The sequence below is a fragment of the Actinomadura sp. KC345 genome (assembly GCF_004348515.1).
In the GTDB taxonomy this organism is placed as follows: Bacteria; Actinomycetota; Actinomycetes; order Streptosporangiales; family Streptosporangiaceae; genus Spirillospora.
This window is the reverse complement of record NZ_SMKH01000156.1, coordinates 1-17,178: the sequence shown is the minus strand read 5'-3', so window position 1 is coordinate 17,178 and position 17,178 is coordinate 1. Positions and strand designations below refer to the sequence as shown.

The window sequence follows — 17,178 nt, the reverse complement described above, 5'->3', positions numbered from 1 at the left end:
GGAGAGGGGTCCAGGACGCCGCGGACGCGTCCGAGGACCCCGCCAGGATCGGGGTACGCGATGGCGGTTGAGGTTCCCGCCCGGCCCGAGACGCCGGTGCCGCGGCGCAGCGGCCTGCGGCACCGGCTCGCCGAACGCGGCGTCGACCGGGTGCTGCTCCTGCTGGTGCCCGCGGTGCTGGTCGTCGGGCTGCTGTTCGTCTACCCGATGCTGTACGGGGTCGGCCTGTCACTGCAGCCCAAGGAGGGCGGCGGCCCGCTCGGCAACTACGTCGGCTTCTTCCAGGACTCCTACGAGCGCGGCACCGTCTGGAATACGCTCCGGCTCGCGCTCCCGGCCGCGCTGATCAACGTCGGCGCGTCGATACCGATCGCGTACCGGCTGCGCGGGAGGTTCCGCGGGCGCCGGCTGCTCACGGCGGCGCTGGTCCTGCCGGTGACGCTCGGGACCGTCCTCGTCGCGGACGGGATCCTGCGCTACCTCGGCCCCAACGGCTGGTTCAACCGGGTCCTGATCGACATCGGGCTCGTCGACGAGCCCGTCCGGCTGATCTACAACTACTGGGGCGTGCTGTTCTCCCTGATCATCACCGGGTTCCCGTTCGCGTTCCTGCTGGTGCTCGCCTACATGTCGGGGATCGACCCGACGCTGGAGCGGGCCGCGGCCACGCTCGGCGCCGGGCCCTGGCAGCGGATGCGGCGGATCGTCCTGCCGCTGCTGGCTCCGGGCCTGGCCACCACGTTCGTCCTCGCGTTCGTGCTGGCGTTCTCGGTGTTCCCGTCCGCGAGCCTCGTCGGCGAGCCGGCGGGGGAGACGCGGGTGATGGCGATCGCGGCCTACCAGGCGGCCTTCGAGAAGTACGACTACTCGATGGCCTCGACCATCGCCGTGCTGATGGGCGTGTTCGAACTGCTCGTCATCTCGGTCACGCTGCTGCTGCGCGGCCGCCTGTACACCGGGCCCGCGATGGGAGGTAAGGGATCATGACGGCCACCGTTGCGGGCGACGCCCCGGGGAGGCGGAGGCTGCCGAAGGGGCGGCTGAGCGGCTGGTTCGTCTGGGCGTGCGTCGCGTTCTTCCTGGTCAACCTGGCCGCGCTGATCCTCTCGGTGATCGTCAACTCGTTCGGCACGCGATGGTTCTCCGGCTGGCTGCCGCAGAGCTTCACCACGGCGTGGTACGCCGACGCCTGGGACGAGTTCGCGCTCGGCGAGGTGCTGTCGGTGACGCTGCAGATCACGCTCATCGTGGTCGCGCTGTCGCTGCTGATCGGCGTCCCCGCCGGGTACGCGCTCGCGCGGCGCGACTTCCCCGGCAAGCGGGTCGTGATGTTCCTGCTGCTCCTCCCGGTGCTGCTGCCGCCGATCACCTACGGCATCCCGCTCGCGACCGTCCTGTACAAGGTGCATCTTGCCGGGACGATGACGGGCGTCATCGTGGCGAACCTCGTCCCGGCGCTGCCGTTCGTCATCCTCGTCATGACCCCGTTCGTCGAGCAGATCGACACCAACGTGGAGTCGGCGGCGCGGATGTGCGGCGCCCGCACGCGGCAGGTGTTCACGCGGGTGCTGGTGCCGCTGCTGCTGCCCGGCATCCTGGCCGCGGGCATCCTGGTGCTGGTGCGGACCGTCGCGATGTTCGAGCTGACGTTCCTGGTCGCCGACGCCGACAGCCAGACGCTGATCGTCGCGCTGTACAGCGCCGCCTTCACCCCCGGAATCCGCGCCGCGCAGGCCATCGACGCGATGGCCGTGATCTACATGGCGCTGTCGGCGCTGCTGCTGGTCATCGCGCTGATGTTCGTCAACCCGACACAGATCGTGGCCCAGGTGAGGGAGGCTCCCAGCGAATGAGCGACACGCACACGAGCACGGGTGGAATGAGCACGGGTGGAACGAGCACGGCGTCATGAGCGCGGTGCGGTTCGACTTCACCGGGGAGCGGGTGCTGGTCACCGGTGCCGCGGGCCTGATCGGCCGCGCGCTGGTGCATCGCTTCGCGGACGCGGGCGCCGGCGTCCTCGCCGTGGACGTGGACGCCGAGGGGCTCAAGGTCTTCGACGGGGCGCCCCGGGTCGACGCGATGCCCGGCGATCTGGCCCGCGAGGACGTCGCCGACGCCGTCTTCGACCGGCTCCGCCGGGACGGCGGCCTGGACGTGCTCGTCAACAACGCCGCGATGACCGAGTTGCGCACCCCGTTCATCGACATCGACGCCGAGGTGTGGGACGCGATCATCGCCGCGAACCTGCGGTCGGCGTACCTGCTGTCGGTGCGCGCCGCCCGGTACTGGCGCGACAACGGGCGTGGGGGCGCGATCGTCAACATGTCCTCGCCCGGGGGCTCCCGCGCGCACGACGACCAGAGCGCCTACGACGTGACCAAGGCGGGCATGGAGGCCCTCAGCCGCGCGATCGCCGTGGAGCTCGGCGGCATCGGCATCCGCGCGAACTGCGTCGCCCCGGCCAGCGTCGTCGGAGAGGTCCGGCCCGCCACCGACATCCCGGCGGGCCGGACCACCGCTCCCGAGGAGGTCGCCGACGCGACGCTGTTCCTGGCATCGCCCGCGGCGGCGCAGTTCAACGGCCATGTCCTGCGCGTGGACGGCGGCCTGCACGCCCGGTTGCGCACCGACCCGTCGCAGGAACAGCAGCGCGACGGGTAGGCCGGGCCGTCAGACGCGCCAGGAGCGGACGAGCTCGTCCAGCATCGCCTGGTCGTAGACGATGCCCTGCGCCCTCAGCTCGGCGGCGACCAGTTCCCCGTTGCCGTGGTGCTTGGCGAGGAGCCGGTACACCGCGTACGGGAACCAGTGGTTGTCGCTGATCCGCTGGATCTCGGCCTCGTCGCAGGTGTAGCCCTCGGCCCGGACCTCGGCGAGCGTCCCGGGAACGTCACCGTGGCGGCGTTCGAGGACGTCGATGACGAAGTTGCGGAGACCCTCCGGGTCGGGTGAGGGCGCGGGGGCCGTCTGCTCGGGGGCCGGGACGTAGCTGCTGTGGCCGTTGAGGCTCCCGCGCGCGGCGGCGCTGACGACGGCCAGTTCGGGCTCGGGTTCCGGGACGGGCGCCGGAGCAGGGGCCGGGGCAGGAGCCGACGCCTCGGCCGACGCAGGGGCAGAGTCCTGGGCGCGGGCGGGTTGAGGAGCCGGCGCGTCCGGCGGGGCGGCCTTGGCTTCGCCGGTGGTCCCGGTGGTCTCAGCGGGCTCGGCCTGTGGCTTGGCGGCCGTCCCGGTACCGGTGGTGGCGGACGCGGTGGTGGCGGACGCGGCGGCGGTGGCCGAGGTGCCGGACTCGATCGCCTTCCCGGAGTGGCCGGGGACCTGAATCTGCGGGAACGGCCCGGTGTTGCGCAGCGGCATCAGCGTGATCTGGTTCAGCGTCACGGGCCCGGCGATGGCGCGGGTCTGCGGCTCCGGCTGCTTGGTCCGCTCCTTGTCTTCGGCGTCCTGCTGGACGTACCGGTGCAGGGTCCGCAGCAGGACGAACAGGCCGAGCATCGACACGATCGGCGGGACCGCGGCCGTCGCCTGGTACGAGAACGTCTTGTGCCCGACGTGCCCGACGTTGAAGACGAGGCTGGCCGTCCAGCCGGCGAGGGCGATGGTCAGCGGCAGGAAGAAGTCCAGCCAGCTCATCAGGGCCCGCCGCCGCAGCACGAAGGCGTCGATGGCCAGCAGGAAGAGGCCGAGCTCTCCCACGATGATGAAAAGGTCGACCAGTAGGGGGAACGACTCGGCCTTCCAGCCCCGGAGACCGTGTTCCAGCGCCCAGTGGTAGAGGCCCGCGTAGGACTGGGCGAATCCTCCGGCGGTGGCGGTCAGGACCGCTGCCGCCATGAATGCGATGGCTCCCCACCGTGTGATGACCTGTGCCTTGGTGGCAGCGCTCATGCGGCTGTGCTCCAGATTTCAGATTTCCTTACCAACAGAAAGTTTCCGTTGGGAGGCTATCCATTCCCTTGGCGTTTCGTGGGGGATTCGCATCACGTCTCGATCCCGTTACGCGAGGCCCAGATGGTGCGCCACGGATAAAGTGGAGCGAAACGGAACTTTTCGGGCGAAAGCCGCGCAGGATGCGGCGTGGTCTATATCCGTAATTGTCGCGATTGCCGCAATTGTCTTGCTTCAGGGAGGCGGCGCCGTGGCGGCGCCCGGCGGCACCGCGCCCCCGCATCCCGCGGGTGCCGGCGGCATCGTTGCCCGGATCCCGGGCAGGGGCCGGGAGAAGGCGACAAAAGGGGGGATGTGGACATGTCACGCCCAGGAAGCCACACCGCCGACGAGGTGCTCGGGGCGGCGCTGCCGCTGGAGTACGAGGACGACCTCGGCCCGCTGCTGGACCGGATCGGTGACGCCCGCTGCGTGCTGATCGGCGAGGCCAGCCACGGCACGCACGAGTACTACGCCTGGCGGGCGGCGCTGACCAGGCGGTTGATCGCCGAGCGCGGGTTCTCGTTCGTCGCGGTCGAGGGGGACTGGCCGGACTGCCGCAGGGTCGGAGCGAGCGTGACGCTGGCGCCGGGGGCGCCGGGGGACCCGCGCGACGCCCTGAACGCCTACGAGCGGTGGCCGACGTGGATGTGGGCCAACCAGGAGACCGTCAACTTCTGCCGATGGCTGCGCGATCACAACGCGGGCCTGCCGCCGGATGAGCGCGCGGGCTTCTACGGGCTGGACGTCTACAGCCTGTGGGAGTCGCTCCGGGCCGTCGTCGACTACCTGGCGGAGCGTCGTCCGGAGTATCTGGACGCGGCGCTGGAGGCCTACCGCTGCTTCGAGCCGCACGGCGAGGACCCCCAGGCCTACGGGTTCAACGCCGCGCTGGTGCCGGACGGGTGCGAGGACGAGATCCTCGCGCTGCTGACGCGGCTGCGCCGGCCGGAGGCGCGCGGCGGCGCCCGCGGCACCGCGGAGGCGTTCGACGCCTGGCAGAACGCCGAGGTCGCGGCGGGGGCGGAACGCTACTACCGCGCCATGATCGGCGGCGGGCCGCAGTCGTGGAACGTCCGGGACGTCCACATGGCCGACACGCTCGAACGGCTCATGGAGTTCCACGGCGGGACGCCTCCCCGGGACGGGACCGGCGGGACCGGCGGGACCGGCAAGGCCGTGGTGTGGGCGCACAACACGCACGTGGGCGACGCGCGGGCGACCGACATGGGCGACGCCGGAATGGTCAACCTCGGCCAGCTCGCCAGGGACCGGCAGGGCGGGGACGCGGTCGTGCTGGTCGGGTTCGCCGGCGGGCCCGGCGAGGTGATCGCGGCCCCGCGCTGGGGCGCCCCGATGGAGGAGATGCACGTCCCGCCGCCCGTCCAGGGGTCGCTGGAGGCGGCGCTCGCGGAGTCGGAACTGCACCGCGGGATGTTCATCGTGCCGCCCGAGCCGGACAAGCCCGCCTTCTTCACCGAGACCCTCGGGCACCGTGCCATCGGCGTGGTGTACGACGCGGACCGCGACCGCCGCCAGTACGTCCCGACGAGGCTGGCCGACCGGTACGACGCGCTGTGCTGGTTCCGGATCACCTCCGCGCTCGAACCGCTGCACCTGGAGGCGGCGCGGCGTGGTGAACTGGAGACGATGCCGACGGGCGTGTGAGCCGACGGGTGTCCGAGCCGACCGGAGTGTGAGGAGAAACGGCATGTCGCTGACCATGCGGCCGGGGCCGCTCGCGGGTTCGCCCGGGGACGAGGTCAACTTCAGCATCGACGGGCCGAAGCACCGGCTGTTCATGCACGCGTTCCCGCGCCGGGTCCGTGCCCGGTTCGGGGGCGAGACGGTCCTGGACACCGCCCGCGGGCGGTTCCTGCACGAGACCGGCCTGCTGCCCGTCCTCTACGTCCCGGAGGAGGACGTGCGGACCGACCTGCTGGAGAAGACCGACCACACGACGCACTGCCCGTTCAAGGGCGACGCCGCGTACTGGACGGTCCGTGTGGGCGACCGGGCCGCAGAGAACGCGGTGTGGGCGTATCCGGAGCCGATGCCGGAGTCGGAGTGGCTGCGCGGCTTCATGGCGTTCTACTGGGGCCGCATGGACGCCTGGTACGACGAGGACGAGGAGGTCCGCGGGCACCTGCGCGACCCGTTCCACCGCGTCGACGCCCGGCAGTCGTCCCGCCACGTCCGCGTGCTCCTGGACGGGGAGGTCGTCGCCGAGAGCGAGCGTCCGAAGGTGCTGTCGGAGACCGGGCTCCCCAACCGCCTCTACATCCCCGCCGCCGACGTCCGCACCGAGCTGCTCACCGAGAGCACGAAGCGGACCGTCTGCCCGTACAAGGGCGAGGCGACGTACTGGTCGCTGGACGGCGCGGAGGACGCCGCCTGGTCGTACGCGGAGCCGCTGGAGAACGCCGTCAAGGTCGCCGGCCACCTGTGCTTCGACCACGAGGCCCTCACGATCGAGACCGAGCCGCCGCCGGGAACGTGACGCCGCCGGGAGGCGACGCCGCCTTGCCGTGATCCGGTCTGTGCCGTGTCCAACTCATGGCTTCCGGTTTACTGTTCAGGTGACTCTGGGCATGTCAGGAGTTCAGGGAAGCCAAGGAGGAGGCAGGTGGCACCGTACGCGGCGACCCCTCCGCGCCCGGAATTCTGGGCCGCGCTCGACGCCGCGCAGCAGTCGGCGCTGCGCGCCGCCGGGCGGCCGAGGCGGTATCCGGTGAAGGCGCCGCTGGTGTACCAGGGCGACGAGGGCGACCACGTGATCATCATCGAGCGGGGCTGGGCGAAGGTGACCTCGTCCACCGAGGACGGGCATGACGTGGTGCTGGCCGTCCGGGGGCCGGGCGATCTGCTCGCCGAGAGCGCGGTGCTCGGCGGGCGGACCAGGTCGGCCACGGTCACCGCGCTGTCGCCGATCCGCGCGCTGGTGGTGCCCGCCGCCCGGTTCACCGGCTTCCTGGACGACCATCCGGACGTGTGGATGCTGGTCACCGGCACCTTCGTCCAGCGCCTCGACGACTCGGACCGGCGCCTGAAGGCCCACGTGACCAGCCGGGGCACCCAGCGCCTCGCGATGCTGCTCGCCGAGCTGGCGGAACGCTCCGTCCACTACGCGCCGCCCGCGCCGGACGGGTCGATCGAGATCGGGCCGCCGCTGTCGCAGGAGGAGCTGGGCAGCTGGATGGACGCGTCGCGGGAGACGGTCGCGCGGGCCCTGACCGGCCTGCGCCGCGAGGGCCTGATCCGCACCGGCTGGCGCAAGATCACCGTCATGGACCTGCCCGGCCTCCGCGAGTTCGCCAAGGACAACGACTAGGCGCAGGACCAGGCGCACGACTGGGCGCACGACTGGGCGCACGACTGGGCGGACGGCTAGGCCCAGGTGAGGCGTTGCTCCAGGAGGGCCTGCTGGGCGCGGTTGGTGGTGAGCCGAAGGGCGCGCTCGTCGGATGCGCGCGCCTCGCCGGGGCGGCCGAGGTCGCGCTGCAGCTCGGCGAGTGTGGCGTGGTAGAGGTGGTGGCCGTCCAGGGCGCCGGACAGGGCGTCGAGCTCGGCCAGCCCGGCGGACGGGCCGGCGTGGCGGTGCAGCGCGACGGCCCGGTGCAGCCGCGTCACCGGGGACGGGGCGAGGCGCAGCAGCATGTCGTACAGGACGACGATCTGGTGCCAGTCGGTGTCCTCCCAGGTGGGGGCGTCGGCGTGGCAGGCGACGATGGCGGCCTGGAGCTGGTACCGGCCGGGTTCGCCGCGCCGGGCGGCGCGGGCGAGGAGCGCGGTGGCGTCGGCGATGGCGGCGTGGTCCCAGCGCGACCGGTCCTGGTCGCGCAGCAGGACGAGGCGTCCGGCGTCGTCGAAGCGGGCGTCGGCGCGGGCCTGGTGGAGCCGGATCAGCGCCAGCAGCCCGGTGACCTCCGGGTCGGCGGGGACGAGCCACGCCAGCAGCGCGGCCAGCCATTCGGCGTCGTCGGCGAGGTGCCGCTCCTGGTCGGGGGTGCTCGACAGGTAGCCCTCGTTGAACATCAGGTAGACGACCGTCAGCACCTCGGCGAGCCGCTCCGGCATCTCGGCGTCGGACGGGATCCGGTAGGGGATGCCCGCGTCGGAGATCTTGCGCTTGGCGCGGGTGATGCGCTGCCCCACCGTCGCCTCCGGGACGAGGAACGCCGCGGCGATCTGCGCGGTGGTCAGTCCGCACACGACCCGCAGCGTGAGCGCGACCTGCGCGGCGCGCGGCAGCGCGGGATGGCAGCAGGTGAAGATCAGCCGGAGCCGGTCGTCCGGCCGGTGCGGCGGGGTCCAGCGCAGCGCCGCGAGCTTGTCGCGGTAGCGGGCCTGGCGGCGGAGCACGTCGAGTCCGCGCCTGCGGGCGACGGTGAACAGCCATGCGTCGGGCCGGTCGGGAACGCCCTCCACCGGCCAGCGTTCGAGCGCGACGCACACCGCGTCCTGGACGACGTCCTCTGCCAGGGAGAAGTCGCCCAGGACCCTGACCAGCGCCCCGGCCAGCCGGCCGGCGTGCTCGCGCACCACGCGGGCGAGTTCGGCGCCGGCCTCTCTCCCGTCCCCGCCGGGCCCTGTATCGCCGGGCCTCTTATCACTGGGCCCCTCATCGCTGGGCCCCTCATCACTGGGCATGCTCAGAGCGCGGGGCGGATCTCGACGATCGGGCAGGACGGCCAGGACTTCGCCAAGGCGAGCGCCTCGTCCAGGTCCGCGACCTCGACCTCCACATAGCCGCTGATGACCTCCTTGCCCTCCACGAACGGCCCGTCGGTCACGATCGGTTCGCCTCGGTCGAGCCGGACGGTGGTCGCGGTATCGCCGTCCTGAAGCCTCGTCGCGTGCACGATCTGCGGCGCGTGGTCGGCGAGCCACTTCTCGACCTTGTCGAAGAGCTCCTGCCGCTCGTCCTCGGTTTTGGCCTCCCAGTCCTTGGTGTGCTGCTCGGAATCCACGAACATCAGCACGTACTTCATGTGAGAACCTCCTGATCCTGTCCTGGAGAGACGACCTAATCTAGAGACGAACGGCGCGGCGCCGGATCCGACGTCGGCCGCATCCGATTCTCCCGCGTGGCCAACTTGTCAATGGCAAGATAGGGTGGCGGTCATGAGCGGCGGAACCTACCACCACGGCAATCTGCGGCGGGCGATCATCGATGCCGCCGTCGGGGCGATCGCCGAGTCGGGCCCCTCCACCTGGAGCCTGCGCGAGCTGGCGCGCCGTGCCGGTGTCTCGCACGCGGCGCCCGCGCACCACTTCGGCGACAGGGCGGGCCTGCTGACGGCCGTCGCCGCCGAGGGCTACACGTTGTTCGCGGACGCCCTCGAAGCCGCCGGCGGCGACCTGCACGAGGTGGGCCTCGCCTACATCCGCTTCGCCGTCGACCACCGGCCCTACTTCGAGGTGATCTTCACGCCCGAGCTGTACCGGCCGGACGACCCCGGGGTGAGCGCCGCCCGCGACCGCGCCGGCCGGGTCCTGACGGAGGGCGTCCGCGACGTCTCACCGGGCGGCCCGGACGGCGACCGGACGGCCGGGGTGGCCGCCTGGTCGATCGTCCACGGATTCGCTCACCTGTGGCTGAGCGGCGCCCTTCCCGCCGAGCTCGGCGACGACCCCGTGGCCGCCGCGCGGCCGGTCATCCGGCACCTTTTCGAGCGCTGACCGCCGGCCGGTCGCCGTCGCCCTCCTCGGCCGGCCCCCGTTCGGGGACGACCGCCAGGTCCTCCCGGAACCGGCGGTTGAGCGCGGCCCGCACCCGGCCGACCCCGCTGCGGGCGCGCGGGCTCTCGACGCCGCCGATCGGCGGCGGGACGTCCAGGTCGGCGGCGGGCGCGGGGCGCGGGTCGGTGATCGCGGCGATCTCCTCGGCCGGCAGGTGCCGCTCGACCTCGCCGTACCTCCCGTCCGGCGACTGGCGGATGACGCCGGTCTCCAGCCCGTGCCGGACGAGGTGGAGGTCCCGGCGCTGCAGGCCGAGGCATATGCGGTAGGCGATGATGTAGCCCAGCACCGGCCCGAGGATGATCAGGCCGCGGAAGAACCACGTCGTCCAGAACAGCGGGATGCTGAAGCGCTCGGCGATGACGTCGTTGGCGCCCCCGAGCCAGAGCGTCCCGTAGAAGACCACGCCGCCGACGCCGATGCCGGTGCGCGCGGGGACGTCCCGCGGGCGGTCGAGCAGGTGGTGGATCTGGTGGTCGCCGGTCACCCAGCGTTCGACCCACGGGTAGACGGCGAGCCCGGTGAACAGCAGGCCGGGCACCACCAGGGCCGGGACGACCACGCTCATGGAGATCGTGTGCCCCCAGAGGGTGATCTCCCAGGCCGGCATGATCCGCAGCGCGCCCTCCAGCCAGCCCATGTACCAGTCGGGCTGCGATCCGGAGCTGATCGCGCCCGGGTCGTACGGGCCGAACAGCCAGACCGGGTTGATCTGCACGAACGCGGCGAGCAGCGTCGTCACGCCCAGGACCCACAGGAACAGCGACGTGGTCTTGGCGATGAAGACCGGGAAGAACGGGTAGCCGTACTGGGTCGTGTTGGACGCGCGCTTCCCGGGGAACTGGGTGTGCGTCTGCCGCCACGTCAGCACGATCGCGTGCAAGGGGATCAGCGCCGCCAGGATGCCCGGGATCAGCAGGATGTGGATCACGTACAGCCGCGGGACGATGTCGGTGCCCGGGAACTCGCCGCCGAACAGGAACATCACCGCGTACGAGCCGACCAGCGGGATCGACGCGAGCACGCCCTCCAGGATGCGGATGCCGGTGCCCGACAGCAGGTCGTCCGGCAGGGAGTAGCCGAACAGGCCGTTCAGCATGACGAGCGTGAACATGGCGACGCCGATCAGCCAGTTCAGCTCCCGGGGCTTGCGGAACGAGCCGGTGAAGAAATGGCGCAGCAGGTGGACGAGGATCGCCGCCATGAAGATGAGCGTCGACCAGTGGTGCATCTGCCGGACGAGCAGCCCGCCCCGCACATCGAAGCTGAGCCTGAGGGTGGAGGCGTACGCCTCGCTCATCTCCACGCCTTGCAGCCTGGTGTAGGAGCCGTTGTAGACGACCTCCTGCATGCTCGGCTTGTAGAACAGCGTGAGGAAGACCCCGGTCAGCAGGATGACCACGAACGAGTACATCGCGATCTCGCCGACCAGGAAGCTCCAGTGGTCCGGGAACGCCTTGCGCATGGCCCTCCGGAGGAACCCGGTCGACCCGAACCGCTCGTCGAGGGCCCGCGCGGACCCTTCCACGGCCTTCGGCGGCCTGCGCCCGCCCGGCCTGCCGCCGGCCGTCCCGATCTCCGCCATCGTCAACGTCCTCTCGTCGCGCGTCGCCGCGGCGCGACCGCGCGTGCCACCCGACCGCGCGTGTCGTGCTTCTGTGCATACGACCGATCAGTGCGGGCGAATGTGACATCACATGATGTGGAGCCCGTCACACCCCGGCCGCGGGGCGGCCGGGCGCGTTCAGCAGGCGGGCACGGCCAGGCGGCTGCGGCGCAGGTAGCGGGGGCGCCAACTCGTCCTGTAGAAGAGCCGGATCGGCGGGGGAAGCAGGTCCAGTACCGCCCGGCGGGTGCCGTCCGGTGCGCCGTCCAGCAGCCAGGGCAGGAACACGCCGAGCCCTCGCATGCCGATCTCGCGGCGGAACTCGACGTCGAACGTGCCCCATTCGAAGGCGGTGAGAGTGTCCGGGATCAGCGGGAGGACGTCGGACTCCTTGAACTCCAGGAGCGCCTCCACGGAGGCACGCAGGTCCCGCGTGTAATGGGCGAACATCAGCCGGTCACCGTGCTCCAGCGCCGCGTCCACGGCGTCGATCATCGGGACGACCCGCATCGCCCGCATCGCCATGGCGTCGAGGACGATCCCGAGCCGGCCCGGGCCGCCGGCGTCCTTGGCGTACATCACCGTCCAGAGGGCGATCTTCTCCGTGTTGTCCTGGATGCGCCAGTGGAACCTGAACAGGGACCAGGTGTTCGCCAGGGCCGCGTCCATCGGCACGCCGCCGGCGCCGGCCGCCGCCTCCATCCGGGCCGTGTCGCGGCGGAACGCGGCGTACGCGGCGTACAGCATCGTCAGGTCGAACCGTCTCGGTTCGCAGCCCATGGCGCCTCCCAAGCTCTCCGCCGGTGCCGCCGGAGCGGGCACCTACAGACAAGATGGATCGAGCGTCCCGATTGTGACGTGACCCTCGGCGTGGACTTCTGTGATCTGCCCCGCACTGGCGCGAATACACGGCGCGAACACACAGCGCGAATACACGGCGCGAATACACGGCGCGGCAGTACGGCGCGGCGGAATCCCCGGAGCGGCGGGAGACACGACCGGCCGGACGGCGGGCGCGGCGCCGTCCGGCCGGTCGGGCCGGGTCGTCCGGTCCGGCCGTTCGACCGGTCCGGATGCGGTCAGGTCACCGTGTTGTCGACCAGGTAGACCTTCGGGGACGGTTCGTCGCAGGTCGCCGGGGTGCTGCCCGAGCCGCCGTCGAAGGACAGGTCGGCGGCGGCCGACCCCAGGCGGACCGCGACGGTCTCGGCCCCGGAGGACGGGCGGAACGGCCCGGCCGTCAACGTGCCGTCGCTCGGCAGCGGCACCGTGATCTTCCGGTCACGGACGAGCGGTGTCTCCGGGATGGCGACACCGCCCGAGGGAATCACGTGCTGTGTCGCCGGGGTGCCGCCCTCCACCTGCAGGTTCAGGGCCGTGACGGTACCGGACACCGAACCGTGTCCCTGGTCGACGAGCCGGTTCACCGTCTCCGGGGGGATCACCAGCGCGCCGCTCGCCTCGTTGAAGGAGAACGAGCCGAACCGGCCGACCACGAGCGGGATGTGGGCGCCGACGGCGATGCCGACGTTCAGCGGCTCGCCGCCGACCGCGCAGGTGTACGGCGCGTTGATGATGCCGACCAGTTCGTTCGAGGCGGGCTCGGGGAAGTTCAGCGGGCGCCGGAGATCTTGGCGGGGGGCTGCCCGGGTTCGCCGCCGACGCCGATCGTCAGCAGCGCGTTGCCCGCCGAGGGCTTGCAGTCGGCCTTGATCGGCAGGCTGAAACCGGCGGACGAGTTCAGATTGATCTCCGCCACCGCGTGCTCGAAGCCGAGCGTGGTCCTGCCGGTGTCCGGTGCCGTGAAGGGCCCGACGTCGAACGTCCCGGTCAGCGGCAGGCCGACCTTGAGGGGCTCGCCGGGCGTGATCGCGATGTCGTCGATCTCGAACGGGTCGCTTTCGGCGATGTTGATGGCGGGCGGTGTGGAGTCGCTCGCGCCGATGGTGAGATCGGTGACCACGGCGTCGGCGGTGGTCAGCCCGAGGATCGGGGCGAGGGAGGTCAGCCAGGTCGGGAAGGTGATGCTCCCAGAGCCCTGGGTCAGCCAGAACTCCTGCCCGGGGCCGAGTTGGACCGGGGCGACGCCCTGCACGTCCACGTCCGTCGGAAGATAGAACACCGGCAGGCCGGCGAGCGAGATGGTGCAGCCGATGGGCAGCTTGAAGCGCCCGGTGTCCACGCCGATCTCCGGAACGTTCTCCGGCGGCAGCGCGTGCGCGGCCGGAGGGGCCAGGAGGGAGAGGGCGGCCGCGGCGGCGCCCGCGGCCACCGCGAGACGCCGGCGGAGGCGCCCGCCGGGGCCCGCGGTGCGGGCATGTCTGGAACTCATGGGACGTCCCTTCGGAAAGCGGGGTGTTCGGGGGTAGCCGACATGGTGATCCCGGCCGTGCACGGCGTGATACGGACGATTGTGCGGAAAGTCGATGAAGCGTTAGCAGTGCGCCATAAAAGCGACCGGACGCGCCCGGTACCGCCCACCGGGACCCGCACGTGCCCGGTTCCAGGCCGTCCCTGTACTTTGTCGGGACGTGAAGTCCACGAAGGGTGTGGCCTCGATGAGGGAAGGTGCCGTGAATGGCTGTTGACGCGGCGGGCATCGATATCGCGTCCCTGGTTCTGCGGGTCTCCGTGGGCGGCACCCTGATCGCGCACGGCTGGAACCACGCCTTCGGCGGCGGGAAGATCGAGGGCACGGCGGGCTGGTTCGACTCCATGGGCCTGCGTCCGGGGAGACTGCACGCGCTGATGGCGACCGGCACCGAACTCGGCGCGGGCCTCCTGCTGCTGCTCGGCCTGCTCACCCCGCTGGCCGCCGCCGGCGCGGTCGGCACGATGGCGGTCGCGTTCATCACCGCGCACCTGCGCAACGGCTTCTTCATCTTCCGGCCCGGCCAGGGCTACGAGTACGTCCTCATGATCATCATGGTGGCGTGCGCGCTCGGCGCGCTGGGCGGCGGAGGCGCCTCCCTCGACCGCGCCCTCGGGATCGACGGCGGCCTGTCCGGCTGGACGGGCCTGGCCGTCACCGCCCTGGCCGGCGGTCTCGGCGCCGCCCTCCTCCTCGCGGTCTTCTGGCGTCCCGCCAAGAAGCCCGCCGAGACGACCGAAGCCTAGGACCGGTTGAGGGAGGGGCCGGCCTCCGCACACCAGAGGAGGCCGGCCCCATGGCACCGGCGAGGGACGGTGCCTGTATCCGGGCGGGCTACCGCCTGGCGCCGGCGTGGATCGCCACCGCGCCGCCCGCGGGGATGGTCACGGTCGCGGTGCCGCCGGATACGGTGACGGCCGTGCCCGCGCATCCGCCCGGCCCGGTTCCGCCGGTGATGACGTCGCAGTAGACGCCGTCCGCGAGCCCGGTCGCGTAGGACGCGGTGGACGGGCCGGCCGAGTCGTTCAGGCCGATCCAGCCCAGGGACCCGCGGCTGAACCCGATGACGTCGCGGGCCGTGGCCGTGAAGTCGGACACGGCCGTTGCGGAGGCGGTCGCGTTGCGCCAGCCGACCATGCCCGTGATCCCCGTCGACCGGGTGATGCACTGCCATCCGCTCGCGCAGTCGGCGTCGGTGACGAAGCCGCGCGCGTCGGCGGGCGGCGACTGGCCCCTGGACGACCAGGCGAACCCGTCGAAGACGGCCGGTCTGCCGTACGGGTAGGCCAGCAGGAAGTAGTTGGCCAGGGTGTAGTCGCCGCCGTTCTTGTAACTGAGCGTGGAACCGTCCCGTTCGGTGTCGTGGTTGGTGACCATCGCGTAGGTCTGGGAGCTGGCGGCCTCCAGCGACCAGGACGGGATGCCCTCCAGGTTCGAGAGCGTGCCGTTCTGGAACTGGGTCTTGATACCCATCGCGTAGGCGAAGCCGAGCACGTCGCCGTTCCGGGTGAACGCCGCCGCCTGCAGCTCGGGGTTGGAGGCCCCCGGGAAGATCTCCTGGGCGATGTAGGGCGGCCTGCCCTCGGCGGTCGTGTCGTTCAGGGCCCCCTTGATGGCGGCGAAGTCGTCCTGGTCGATGTGCTTGGCGGCGTCGACCCGGAACCCGTCCACACCGAGCCCGATCAGGTCGTTGAGGTACCCGGCGATCTTGCCGCGGACGTAGCCGGACTGGGTCTTGAGGTCCGACAGCGCCACCAGCTCGCAGTTCTGTACCTCGGACTTGTCGTTCCAGTCGTCGATGCCCGCGTCGTCGTCGTTGCAATAGCCGTCGTTGGCGTGGTGGAAGTCGCCGTAGCCGTACGGGACCGCCGGGTAGGAGAACCCCTGCGGGTCGAAGGCCGAGCCGCCGTAGGTGGTGTTCACCGTGTTGTCGTGCCCGGCCATGTGGTTGATGACGGCGTCGACGTAGACGCGGACGCCGGCGTCGTGGCAGGCCGTGACCATGGCGGCGAACTCGTCACGCGTGCCGAGCCGGCTGGTCAGGCCGTAGGACACGGGCTGGTACACCTCCCACCACGGATGGGCGCCCTCGCTGGTGCCGGCGAGGCTGACCGACTCGGCGGGCGGCGCGACCTGCACGGCGCCGTACCCGGCCGGCCCGAGGTGCTCGGTGCACGCCCGCGCGACCGAGGGCCAGTTCCATTCCCAGAGGTTGGCGGTGACGTCACTCGGATTGAGGTCCGCGGCGGCGGGCGGCGCCGCCCCGGCGGTTCCGCCGGGGAGGAGCGCGGCCGCGGCCGCCGATCCGCCGAGGACGAGGGCGCCCGCGGCGAGCAGAGGGGCGAGCGGAGGAAGGCGGCGGGGGACTCTTGCGCGTTGCATGTGGGCGAACTCCTGTCAGGGCGCCCGCGCCCGGCCGAGTCGGGTCATCGGCGGTGTGGGCGCCTAGGGGTGGGGGGACGGCCGTCCGCGATGCACCGTGAGAATGCTCTCCTCTTGCAACAAGGTCAATAGCTTGCGCAAGGTTTCAATCGACTTTCAGAAAGTCGGCAGCTCAGCCGGTCCCGCCCGCGACGGCCGCGGTCTGGCGTTCCCGCTGGGGAACGACCGTGTACTTGGGGTCCCGGGCCGACTGCAAGCCCGCATGGAAGACGCCGAAACGGGTGCAGGCCGAGCCCGCCAGGAGCGCCGCCCCGCTGAGCGCCGCCGCCGCGCGGCCGCGCCCGCCGAGCAGGACGCCCCCGGCGGTACCCGCGGCCGTCAGGATCTCGCCCGCGCGCATGTACCTGCCGGCCTTGCCCGTCCTGTACGGCTCGGCGGCCAGACCGGCTCGATGCTCGATCATCTTCGCCGCGGCCAGCTCCACCGCCGCCCCGAGCAGCGTGGCGCTGCGCATCGGACCGGCCTCGCGGGCGGGAGAGACGATCAGGCCCATTCCGGCCGCGGCGGCGGTGGCCGAGCCCGCGAACACCATCGGCAACTCGCGATGGGCGTCGTGCCACGCCGGAACCGCCGTGTCGGCGGCGAGCGCGGCGGTGTAGGTGGCGACGGCCGGGCCCAGCAGGGCGGCCCCGGCCGTCGCGGCCCCGCCGAGGCGGGGGAAGAGCCCGGTCACGTCCAGGACGGCCGCCGCGCCCGCGGCCGGGCCGTAGGCGGCCAGCAGCCACGAGCCCATGCTCATCGGCGAGGTGGGCTTCATGACCCGCAGCATGTTGGCGAACCGCGCGGGGCGCCCGAGGTCGTGGATCAGCATGGCCGTGGACCCGCCGATGCTCACCAGCGACGAGATCTTCATCGCCCGCGCGGCGGCGGGGCGCCCGGTGAGCTGCGCACCCGCGGCCAGCACGGAACCGGCGCCGGCCAGCCCGCCGAGGAAGAAGTAGCCGGCGATGTCGTAGGACTTCCAGACGGGCGGGTTCAGGATGGGCAGGCCGTAGTAGGAGGTGAACTCCGCCTCCGGCACCATCGCCTTCTCGCCCCGGCGCCTGCGGCGTTTCCCGCCCCGGCCGGTGCCGCCTCCGGGCAGGCC

17 protein-coding genes are annotated in these 17,178 nt (G+C 71.8%); 8 read left to right on the top strand and 9 right to left on the bottom strand.

Annotation, left to right across the window (positions count from 1 at the left end; all coding sequences use genetic code 11):
• The first annotated feature begins 60 nt into the window (after window positions 1-60).
• From E1281_RS23820 to E1281_RS23810, 3 genes are read left to right on the top strand one after another with little or no spacing between them, the layout of a single operon-like run.
• Window positions 61-987: a sugar ABC transporter permease gene (locus E1281_RS23820; RefSeq protein WP_131881786.1), complete on the top strand. Its 927-nt coding sequence runs from the start codon at window positions 61-63 to the stop codon at window positions 985-987.
• A complete protein-coding gene (locus E1281_RS23815; protein ID WP_131881784.1) occupies window positions 984-1,853 on the top strand; it encodes an ABC transporter permease subunit in 870 nt (289 codons plus the stop codon). Before E1281_RS23820 ends, E1281_RS23815 begins: the two co-directional genes overlap by 4 nt.
• Window positions 1,854-1,908: 55 nt before the next feature.
• A complete protein-coding gene (locus tag E1281_RS23810) occupies window positions 1,909-2,664 on the top strand; it encodes an SDR family oxidoreductase (RefSeq protein ID WP_131881782.1) in 756 nt (251 codons plus the stop codon).
• 9 nt (window positions 2,665-2,673) lie between these two features.
• Here E1281_RS23810 and E1281_RS23805 read toward each other — a convergent pair whose 3' ends face one another.
• Window positions 2,674-3,837, bottom strand: coding sequence for a DUF2637 domain-containing protein (locus E1281_RS23805; protein ID WP_165959068.1), 1,164 nt, complete (start codon window positions 3,835-3,837; stop codon window positions 2,674-2,676).
• 414 nt (window positions 3,838-4,251) lie between these two features.
• On the opposite strand from E1281_RS23805, the gene E1281_RS23800 reads away from it, so the two are divergent.
• The 3 genes from E1281_RS23800 to E1281_RS23790 all read left to right on the top strand — a co-directional run bounded on the left by E1281_RS23800 (window position 4,252) and on the right by E1281_RS23790 (window position 7,261).
• The gene (locus E1281_RS23800) at window positions 4,252-5,598 is read left to right on the top strand and encodes an erythromycin esterase family protein (RefSeq protein ID WP_131881778.1); all 1,347 of its coding nucleotides are present in this window, start codon (window positions 4,252-4,254) and stop codon (window positions 5,596-5,598) included.
• A gap of 43 nt (window positions 5,599-5,641) precedes the next feature.
• A complete protein-coding gene (locus E1281_RS23795) occupies window positions 5,642-6,430 on the top strand; it encodes a DUF427 domain-containing protein (protein ID WP_131881776.1) in 789 nt (262 codons plus the stop codon).
• A 126-nt stretch (window positions 6,431-6,556) separates the two neighbouring features.
• Window positions 6,557-7,261 carry a Crp/Fnr family transcriptional regulator gene (locus E1281_RS23790; RefSeq protein WP_131881774.1) on the top strand — a complete coding sequence of 235 codons (705 nt, stop codon included), beginning with the start codon at window positions 6,557-6,559 and terminating at the stop codon, window positions 7,259-7,261.
• A gap of 56 nt (window positions 7,262-7,317) precedes the next feature.
• Here E1281_RS23790 and E1281_RS23785 read toward each other — a convergent pair whose 3' ends face one another.
• The gene (locus E1281_RS23785) at window positions 7,318-8,475 is read right to left on the bottom strand and encodes a DUF6596 domain-containing protein (RefSeq protein WP_243717321.1); all 1,158 of its coding nucleotides are present in this window, start codon (window positions 8,473-8,475) and stop codon (window positions 7,318-7,320) included.
• Between the two features lie 107 nt (window positions 8,476-8,582).
• Window positions 8,583-8,921: a YciI family protein gene (locus E1281_RS23780; protein ID WP_131881770.1), complete on the bottom strand. Its 339-nt coding sequence runs from the start codon at window positions 8,919-8,921 to the stop codon at window positions 8,583-8,585.
• Between the two features lie 133 nt (window positions 8,922-9,054).
• Here E1281_RS23780 and E1281_RS23775 point away from each other — a divergent pair, with 133 nt between their 5' ends.
• Complete coding sequence (locus E1281_RS23775) at window positions 9,055-9,612, top strand: TetR/AcrR family transcriptional regulator (RefSeq protein WP_131881768.1); 558 nt, start codon at window positions 9,055-9,057, stop codon at window positions 9,610-9,612.
• Here the strand turns inward: E1281_RS23775 and E1281_RS23770 are convergent.
• From E1281_RS23770 to E1281_RS41375, 4 genes are all read right to left on the bottom strand, one after another.
• Window positions 9,587-11,257: a ubiquinol-cytochrome c reductase cytochrome b subunit gene (locus E1281_RS23770; RefSeq protein WP_131881766.1), complete on the bottom strand. Its 1,671-nt coding sequence runs from the start codon at window positions 11,255-11,257 to the stop codon at window positions 9,587-9,589. The genes E1281_RS23775 and E1281_RS23770 overlap by 26 nt on opposite strands.
• 159 nt (window positions 11,258-11,416) lie before the next feature.
• Window positions 11,417-12,058, bottom strand: a complete 642-nt coding sequence (locus tag E1281_RS23765) for a hypothetical protein (RefSeq protein ID WP_131881764.1) — start codon at window positions 12,056-12,058, stop codon at window positions 11,417-11,419.
• 299 nt (window positions 12,059-12,357) lie between these two features.
• Entirely contained in the window at window positions 12,358-12,774 is a 417-nt protein-coding gene (locus E1281_RS41380; RefSeq protein ID WP_207943447.1) for a hypothetical protein, read from the bottom strand.
• 116 nt (window positions 12,775-12,890) lie between these two features.
• Window positions 12,891-13,610 (bottom strand): hypothetical protein, encoded by a 720-nt coding sequence (locus E1281_RS41375; protein WP_207943446.1) that lies wholly within the window; start codon window positions 13,608-13,610, stop codon window positions 12,891-12,893.
• Window positions 13,611-13,855: 245 nt separating this feature from the next.
• Here E1281_RS41375 and E1281_RS23755 point away from each other — a divergent pair, with 245 nt between their 5' ends.
• Window positions 13,856-14,395: a DoxX family protein gene (locus E1281_RS23755; RefSeq protein ID WP_131881762.1), complete on the top strand. Its 540-nt coding sequence runs from the start codon at window positions 13,856-13,858 to the stop codon at window positions 14,393-14,395.
• An 88-nt stretch (window positions 14,396-14,483) separates the two neighbouring features.
• Here the strand turns inward: E1281_RS23755 and E1281_RS23750 are convergent, their stop codons facing one another.
• Entirely contained in the window at window positions 14,484-16,031 is a 1,548-nt protein-coding gene (locus E1281_RS23750; protein WP_131881760.1) for an alpha-amylase family protein, read from the bottom strand.
• A gap of 172 nt (window positions 16,032-16,203) precedes the next feature.
• Window positions 16,204-17,175: an NrfD/PsrC family molybdoenzyme membrane anchor subunit gene (nrfD, locus tag E1281_RS23745; RefSeq protein WP_131881788.1), complete on the bottom strand. Its 972-nt coding sequence runs from the start codon at window positions 17,173-17,175 to the stop codon at window positions 16,204-16,206.
• Window positions 17,176-17,178 lie beyond the last annotated feature (3 nt).

What these genes read in the sequence shown, in the direction of transcription:
- E1281_RS23820 (WP_131881786.1), top strand. Translation starts at nt 61, where the DNA reads ATGGCGGTTGAGGTTCCCGCCCGGCCCGAGACGCCGGTGCCGCGGCGC.
- E1281_RS23815 (WP_131881784.1), top strand. Translation starts at nt 984, where the DNA reads ATGACGGCCACCGTTGCGGGCGACGCCCCGGGGAGGCGGAGGCTGCCG.
- E1281_RS23810 (WP_131881782.1), top strand. Translation starts at nt 1,909, where the DNA reads ATGAGCGCGGTGCGGTTCGACTTCACCGGGGAGCGGGTGCTGGTCACC.
- E1281_RS23805 (WP_165959068.1), bottom strand. Translation starts at nt 3,837, where the DNA reads ATGGCGGCAGCGGTCCTGACCGCCACCGCCGGAGGATTCGCCCAGTCC.
- E1281_RS23800 (WP_131881778.1), top strand. Translation starts at nt 4,252, where the DNA reads ATGTCACGCCCAGGAAGCCACACCGCCGACGAGGTGCTCGGGGCGGCG.
- E1281_RS23795 (WP_131881776.1), top strand. Translation starts at nt 5,642, where the DNA reads ATGTCGCTGACCATGCGGCCGGGGCCGCTCGCGGGTTCGCCCGGGGAC.
- E1281_RS23780 (WP_131881770.1), bottom strand. Translation starts at nt 8,921, where the DNA reads ATGAAGTACGTGCTGATGTTCGTGGATTCCGAGCAGCACACCAAGGAC.
- E1281_RS23775 (WP_131881768.1), top strand. Translation starts at nt 9,055, where the DNA reads ATGAGCGGCGGAACCTACCACCACGGCAATCTGCGGCGGGCGATCATC.
- E1281_RS23770 (WP_131881766.1), bottom strand. Translation starts at nt 11,257, where the DNA reads ATGGCGGAGATCGGGACGGCCGGCGGCAGGCCGGGCGGGCGCAGGCCG.
- E1281_RS23765 (WP_131881764.1), bottom strand. Translation starts at nt 12,058, where the DNA reads ATGGGCTGCGAACCGAGACGGTTCGACCTGACGATGCTGTACGCCGCG.
- E1281_RS41375 (WP_207943446.1), bottom strand. Translation starts at nt 13,610, where the DNA reads ATGAGTTCCAGACATGCCCGCACCGCGGGCCCCGGCGGGCGCCTCCGC.
- E1281_RS23755 (WP_131881762.1), top strand. Translation starts at nt 13,856, where the DNA reads ATGGCTGTTGACGCGGCGGGCATCGATATCGCGTCCCTGGTTCTGCGG.
- E1281_RS23750 (WP_131881760.1), bottom strand. Translation starts at nt 16,031, where the DNA reads ATGCAACGCGCAAGAGTCCCCCGCCGCCTTCCTCCGCTCGCCCCTCTG.